This is a genomic window from Pseudomonas sp. NPDC089534 (assembly GCF_044749305.1).
Lineage (GTDB): Bacteria > Pseudomonadota > Gammaproteobacteria > Pseudomonadales > Pseudomonadaceae > Aquipseudomonas > Aquipseudomonas ekonensis.
On sequence record NZ_JBIVHR010000024.1, the window covers coordinates 21,742 to 27,741 of the forward strand.

At 66.5% G+C, this 6,000-nt stretch carries 6 protein-coding genes; 4 read left to right on the plus strand and 2 right to left on the minus strand.

What is annotated here, in order from left to right:
• Positions 1-44 precede the first annotated feature (44 nt).
• Both ggt and ACIP0B_RS10085 read left to right on the plus strand, forming a co-directional pair.
• Positions 45-1,772 (plus strand): gamma-glutamyltransferase, encoded by a 1,728-nt coding sequence (ggt, locus tag ACIP0B_RS10080; RefSeq protein WP_400831594.1) that lies wholly within the window; start codon positions 45-47, stop codon positions 1,770-1,772.
• Positions 1,773-1,838: 66 nt separating this feature from the next.
• Positions 1,839-2,372, plus strand: coding sequence for a cysteine hydrolase family protein (locus ACIP0B_RS10085; RefSeq protein WP_400831596.1), 534 nt, complete (start codon positions 1,839-1,841; stop codon positions 2,370-2,372).
• Between the two features lie 220 nt (positions 2,373-2,592).
• Here ACIP0B_RS10085 and ACIP0B_RS10090 read toward each other — a convergent pair whose 3' ends face one another.
• Positions 2,593-3,234 (minus strand): TetR/AcrR family transcriptional regulator, encoded by a 642-nt coding sequence (locus ACIP0B_RS10090; protein ID WP_400831598.1) that lies wholly within the window; start codon positions 3,232-3,234, stop codon positions 2,593-2,595.
• A 124-nt stretch (positions 3,235-3,358) separates the two neighbouring features.
• Between ACIP0B_RS10090 and ACIP0B_RS10095 the strand changes: the two genes are divergently transcribed.
• A complete protein-coding gene (locus tag ACIP0B_RS10095) occupies positions 3,359-3,817 on the plus strand; it encodes a GNAT family N-acetyltransferase (protein WP_400831599.1) in 459 nt (152 codons plus the stop codon).
• Positions 3,818-3,822: 5 nt separating this feature from the next.
• Here the strand turns inward: ACIP0B_RS10095 and ACIP0B_RS10100 are convergent, their stop codons facing one another.
• Positions 3,823-4,119 (minus strand): hypothetical protein, encoded by a 297-nt coding sequence (locus ACIP0B_RS10100; RefSeq protein ID WP_400831601.1) that lies wholly within the window; start codon positions 4,117-4,119, stop codon positions 3,823-3,825.
• 139 nt (positions 4,120-4,258) lie between these two features.
• Between ACIP0B_RS10100 and ACIP0B_RS10105 the strand changes: the two genes are divergently transcribed.
• Positions 4,259-5,704, plus strand: coding sequence for a SulP family inorganic anion transporter (locus ACIP0B_RS10105; protein WP_400831602.1), 1,446 nt, complete (start codon positions 4,259-4,261; stop codon positions 5,702-5,704).
• Positions 5,705-6,000: the final 296 nt, after the last annotated feature.

Here is a 6,000-nt window from a genome sequence, read left to right on the forward strand (position 1 = left end):
TCCCTGCTTTCCTGAAAAACCTAATAACAAGAAGGGACCGACCCATGAAGTACGAACCTTTTGCCAAGACCCTGATCGCGACCTCCCTGACCCTGACCTGCCTCATGGCCCATGCCGCTTCGGTGGCCCCGGTGGCGGCGGAGAACGGCATGGTGGTCACCGCCCAGCACCTGGCCACCCATGTGGGCGTCGATGTGCTGAAGAACGGCGGCAACGCGGTGGATGCGGCGGTCGCCGTCGGTTACGCGCTGGCGGTGGTTTACCCCGCGGCGGGCAACCTGGGCGGCGGCGGTTTCATGACCATTCAGCTGGCGGACGGGCGCAAGACCTTCCTCGACTTCCGGGAAAAGGCACCCCTGGCCGCCACCGCGAACATGTACCTGGACAAGGACGGCAACGTCATCCCGGACCTGAGCACCCGCGGCCATCTGGCGGTCGGCGTGCCGGGCACGGTGTCGGGCATGGAGCTGGCGCTGAAGAAGTACGGCACCAAGCCGCGCAATGAGATGATCGCCCCGGCCATCAAGCTGGCCGAGGACGGGTTCGTGCTGGAGCAGGGCGACGTCGAGCTGCTGGAGTACGCCACCGATGTGTTCAAGAAGGACATGCGCGACTCCGGCTCTATCTTCCTCAGCAACGGCGAGCCGATGCAGGTCGGGCAGAAGCTGGTGCAGAAGGATCTGGGCAAGACCCTGCGCACCATCTCCGAAAAAGGCGCCGACGGTTTCTACAAGGGCTGGGTGGCCGACGCCATCGTCACCTCAAGCCAGGCCAACAAGGGCATCATCACCCAGGCCGACCTGGACAAGTACAAGACCCGCGAACTGGCGCCGGTGGAGTGCGACTACCGCGGCTACCACGTGATCTCGGCGCCGCCGCCCAGTTCCGGCGGGGTGGTGATCTGCCAGATCATGAACATTCTCGAAGGCTATCCGATGAAGGACCTGGGCTTCCATTCGGCCCAGGGCATGCACTACCAGATCGAAGCCATGCGCCACGCCTATGTGGACCGCAACAGTTACCTGGGCGACCCGGACTTCGTGAAGAACCCCATCGAGCACCTTTTGGACAAGAACTACGCGACCAAGCTGCGCGACGCCATCGCGCCGCAGAAGGCCGGCGTGTCCGCCGAACTCAAGCCGGGCGTGGCGCCCCATGAGGGCAGCAACACCACCCACTATTCGATCGTCGACAAGTGGGGCAACGCCGTGTCGGTGACCTACACCCTCAACGACTGGTTCGGCGCCGGCGTGATGGCCAGCAAGACCGGGGTGATCCTCAACGATGAGATGGACGACTTCACCTCCAAGGTCGGCGTGCCGAACATGTACGGCCTGGTGCAGGGCGAGGCCAATGCCATCGCGCCCGGCAAGGCGCCGCTGTCGTCGATGAGCCCGACCATCGTCACCAAGGACGGCAAGGTGGTGATGGTGGTGGGCACGCCGGGCGGCAGCCGGATCATCACCGCGACCCTGCTGACCATGCTCAACGTCATCGACTACGGCATGGGCCTGCAGGAAGCGGTGGATGCGCCGCGGTTCCACCAGCAGTGGATGCCGGAGCAGACCAACCTCGAAGACTTCGCCGCCAGCCCCGACACCAGGAAGATCCTCGAAAGCTGGGGCCACAAGTTCGCAGGTCCGCAGGACCCCAACCACATCGCGGCGATCCTCGTCGGCGCGCCGTCACTGGGCGGCAAGCCGGTGGGCAAGAACCGCTTCTACGGCGCCAACGACCCGCGGCGCAACACCGGGTTGTCATTGGGTTACTGAGGCGCGTAAATAGGGGGCGGACGCTTGTCCGCCCCTGTCTCACGGATCGATCAAGGAAGGCCTGCCATGTCCACCGCATTGCTGATCATCGACGTCCAGCGCGCCCTGTGCTCGGGCCAATACGAGTGCTACGACATCCACCGCGTCATCGACACCCTCAACGGCCTCAGCGCCCGCGCCCGCAAGGCCGGGGTGCCGGTGGTGTTCATCCAGCACGAAGAGGAGGGCGACCTGCTGGCCCACGGCAGCGAAGGCTGGCAACTGGCGGACGGCCTACAGACCGCGCCGGGCGACCTGTACGTGCGCAAGACCACCCCGGACTCGTTCTACCAGACGCCGCTGCAGAAGCTGATCCCCAAGGAAGACTTCGACCGGTTGGTGATCGGCGGCCTGCAGACCGATTACTGCGTCAACGCCACCGTGCGCCAGGCGCATCAACTGGGCTACGACGTGGTGCTGGCGGCCGACGCCCACTCCACCGTGGACAACGGCAGCATGAGCGCCGAAGACATCATCGCCGAACACAACAAGGACCTGGCCCACTTGAGCGGTTCGGTGGCGAGGATCGACGTCACGCCGGCGGCGCAGATCACCTTCTGACCCGCCGTGCAGCCTTCCCTGTAGGAGCGGGCATGCCCACGCCGGCCTGCGCAACGGGCCCGGTTTTTCTGGAGTGGGCGAGGATCTTGCCGGCGCTGCGCACCGGAGCGGGAGCAAGCTCCCTCGCCACACCGACCCGGTGACCGGCGATGCCAAGACCGCTTGAGCCCTTGTGGCGAGCGAGCTTGCTCGCGCTGGCCTGCGCAGCGGGCCCGCCGCCTCAGGTGGCGAACATCAACCGGCGCACAGGGGCCGCCGGCTCGCGCACCACACCGCCCAGCACCAGCCGCGTGACGGTGTCCGCCGCCGCGGCATAGTCCTCGTCCCGTGGCACTTCGCGCCCGGTGATGCACCCCATCTGCCAGCCGATGTTGGTGTAGGTGCGGGTCGCCGACCAGATGAACAGCATCAGGTGCTCGGGATCCACCGGGGCCAGCAGGCCGCGGTCGATCCAGCTGCGCAGGCACTCGACGTTGCGCCTCGCTTCGGCGTGCAGCAGGTCGCGGCACTCGTGCGGCAACTGCGGGCCGCCGAGCAGCAGTTCGCCGCTGAATACCCTGGCGATGGCCGGGTGCTCGCGGGCGATGTGGATCCGCGCCGCCACATAGGCCCGCAGGCCGATCAGCGGATCGTCGCTCTCGCGCAGCACCGCCGAGGCTTCCAGCAGCGGTTCGACGAAACCCAGCAGCACCTTGGCGTAGAGGTTTTCCTTGGTCTGGAAGTAGTAATACAGGTTGGCCTTGGGCACGCCGGCGCGGGCGGCGATGTCGCGGGTCTGGGTGGCGTCGAAACCCTTGGCGGCGAATTCTTCGCTGGCGGCGGCGAGGATCAGTTGCTCGTTGCGTTGACGGATGCTGCTCATGGAAGGCACGGCGGAGTCTGGCGGTTTCGGGTTCGCAATATACAAAACTATATAGCGATGAAGCCAGCAGACTCGACGGACAACGCTATGCTGTGCCGATCCACTCGATCCGGGAAACGTCCACATGACCCTTCGCACCTTGCGCGCCGATGCCTCTCACCTCGACGCGGTGGCCGCGCTGTTCGATGCCTACCGCGGCTTCTACGGCCAGCCGTCCGATCTGACGCAGTCGCGGGCGTTCATCGCCGAGCGCCTGGCCGTCGGCGAATCGGCGATCTTCATCGCGCAGGACGCCGACGGCCAGGCGCTGGGCTTTGTGCAGCTGTACCCGTCGTTTTCGTCCATCGACGCCCACCGCACCTGGCTGCTCAGCGACCTGTTCACCACCCCGGCCGCCCGTGGCCGTGGAGCAGGAAGGCTGCTGATGAACACGGCGCGGGACTTTGCTGTGCAGAGCGGGGCCAAAGGCCTGGTGCTGGAAACCGCCACCGACAACTTCACCGCCCAAGGCCTGTACGAGTCGCTGGGCTGGGTGCGCGACACCGGTTACTTCACCTACACCCTCGACCTGCGCAAGGGCTGAACCGGTCACTCGGCCAGCAGCCGCTCGATCTGCGCCAGTTCCCAGGTGCTCAGCAGGCTGACCGGGTCGGTGCCGAAGCGCTGCGAGGTGTCGAGCCGCCAGGCCCGGCCATCCGCGCTGCGGCATTCGAGGCAATGCAGCAGTCGCGGCCCGTCGAGGTCGAGCGCCAGACGCCAGCCGTCGATATCGACCGTGACCCGCGCCGACCCGCACGGCTCATCGGTGCGCCGTAACGGACACACGCCCAGCGCGGCATCGCGCAGGCGCTGGCAGACTTCCCGGGCGTTCAACGGGGTGGGCATGACGGGCTCTCGGTCAACGGAACAGGCGCGCCAGCTTAGAGCGCCCGGCGGCGGTTGTCAGCGTCCGCTGGTTTGCCTGCGGGCACTTGCGTAACATCCGCAGCCCTGTTTTTTCCGTCGACCCCGTATCAGGTTAGCCATGAAACCGAAACGTCTGCGCGCCGATGTCCTGGCCGGACTCACCACCTCGTTCGCCCTGCTGCCCGAATGCATCGCGTTTGCGCTGGTGGCCCACCTCAATCCGCTGATGGGCCTGTACGGCGCGTTCATCATCTGCACGCTGACCGCGCTGTTCGGCGGGCGGCCGGGCATGGTGTCCGGGGCGGCCGGTTCGATGGCGGTGGTGATCGTCGCGCTGGTGGTGCAGCACGGCGTGCAGTACCTGCTGGCCACGGTGCTGCTCGGCGGTCTGGTGATGATGGCGTTCGGGCTGCTGCGCCTGGGCAAGCTGGTGCGGATGGTGCCGCACCCGGTGATGCTCGGCTTCGTCAACGGCCTGGCGATCATCATCGCGCTGGCGCAGCTGGAGCATTTCAAGGACGGCGAACACTGGCTCAGCGGCGCGCCGCTGTACCTGATGGCCGGGCTGGTGGGGCTGACCATGGCCATCGTCTACCTCCTGCCGCGCCTGACCCGCGCGGTGCCGCCGGCGCTGGCGGCGATCCTCGGCGTGGGCGCGCTGGTGTACCTGCTGGGCCTGCCGACCCGCACCCTCGGCGACATGGCGCACATCGCCGGCGGCCTGCCGGCCCTGGCGCTGCCGGATATCCCGTGGGATCTGGAGACCCTGCGCATCATCGCGCCGTACGCGGTGCTGATGGCGCTGGTCGGCCTGCTGGAAACCCTGCTGACCCTCAACCTCACCGACGAAATCACCGAGACCCGCGGCTACCCGGACCGCGAATGCGTGGCGCTGGGGGCGGCGAACATGGTGTCGGGGGCGTTCGGCGGCATGGGCGGCTGCGCCATGATCGGCCAGACCGTGATCAACCTCAGCTCCGGCGGGCGCGGGCGTGTGTCCGGGGTGGTGGCCGGGGTGGCGAACCTGCTGTTCATCCTGTTCCTGTCGCCGATGATCGAGCGCATTCCGCTGGCGGCGCTGGTGGGGGTGATGTTCGTGGTGTCGCAGCAGACGTTTGCCTGGGCCTCCTTGCGGGTGGTGAACAAGGTGCCGCTCAACGATGTGCTGGTGATCATGGCGGTGACGGTCATCACCGTGTTCACGGACCTGGCCACCGCCGTGATGTGCGGCATCGTCATCGCCGCGCTCAACTTCGCCTGGCAGCAGGCCCGCGAGCTGTACGCCGATGCGCATCTGGAGGCCGACGGCAGCAAGCTCTACCGGCTGCACGGCACGCTGTTCTTTGCCTCGACCACGCCGTTCCTCAACCAGTTCGACCCGGCCGGCGATCCGTCGCGGGTGACCCTGGATTGCCGCCACCTGAGCTTTGTCGACTACTCGGCCATCGCCGCGCTGAAGACCCTGCGCGAACGCTACGCCAAGGCCGGCAAGCAATTGCAGGTGTTTCACCTGTCGGAGCGCTGCAAGAAACTGCTCAAGCGCGCCGGGGTGGAGCACGTTTGAGCAGGTGGGAGAGGGTGGTGCATGTCTGCGGACACCGCTGAACCCTGTGCCATTTTGCGGAAACTGCTGAACCCTGTGGGAGCTGGCTTGCCAGCGATGAGGCCGGAACAGGCAATATCTTGGGTGGCTGACAGGCCGCTATCGCTAGCAAGCTAGCTCCCACAGGATTTGTGGTGGCCTGTCATTTCTGCGGATGCCGCTGAATCCTGTGGGAGCTGGCTTGCCAGCGATGGGGCCGGCACAGGCAACATCTTGGGTGGCTGACAGACCGCTATCGCCAGCAGGCTGGCTCCCAC

Coding starts and splice junctions, on each gene's coding strand:
- ACIP0B_RS10095 (WP_400831599.1), top strand. CDS start 3,359: ATGACCCTTCGCACCTTGCGCGCCGATGCCTCTCACCTCGACGCGGTG.
- ACIP0B_RS10090 (WP_400831598.1), bottom strand. CDS start 3,234: ATGAGCAGCATCCGTCAACGCAACGAGCAACTGATCCTCGCCGCCGCC.
- ACIP0B_RS10100 (WP_400831601.1), bottom strand. CDS start 4,119: ATGCCCACCCCGTTGAACGCCCGGGAAGTCTGCCAGCGCCTGCGCGAT.
- ACIP0B_RS10105 (WP_400831602.1), top strand. CDS start 4,259: ATGAAACCGAAACGTCTGCGCGCCGATGTCCTGGCCGGACTCACCACC.
- ggt (WP_400831594.1), top strand. CDS start 45: ATGAAGTACGAACCTTTTGCCAAGACCCTGATCGCGACCTCCCTGACC.
- ACIP0B_RS10085 (WP_400831596.1), top strand. CDS start 1,839: ATGTCCACCGCATTGCTGATCATCGACGTCCAGCGCGCCCTGTGCTCG.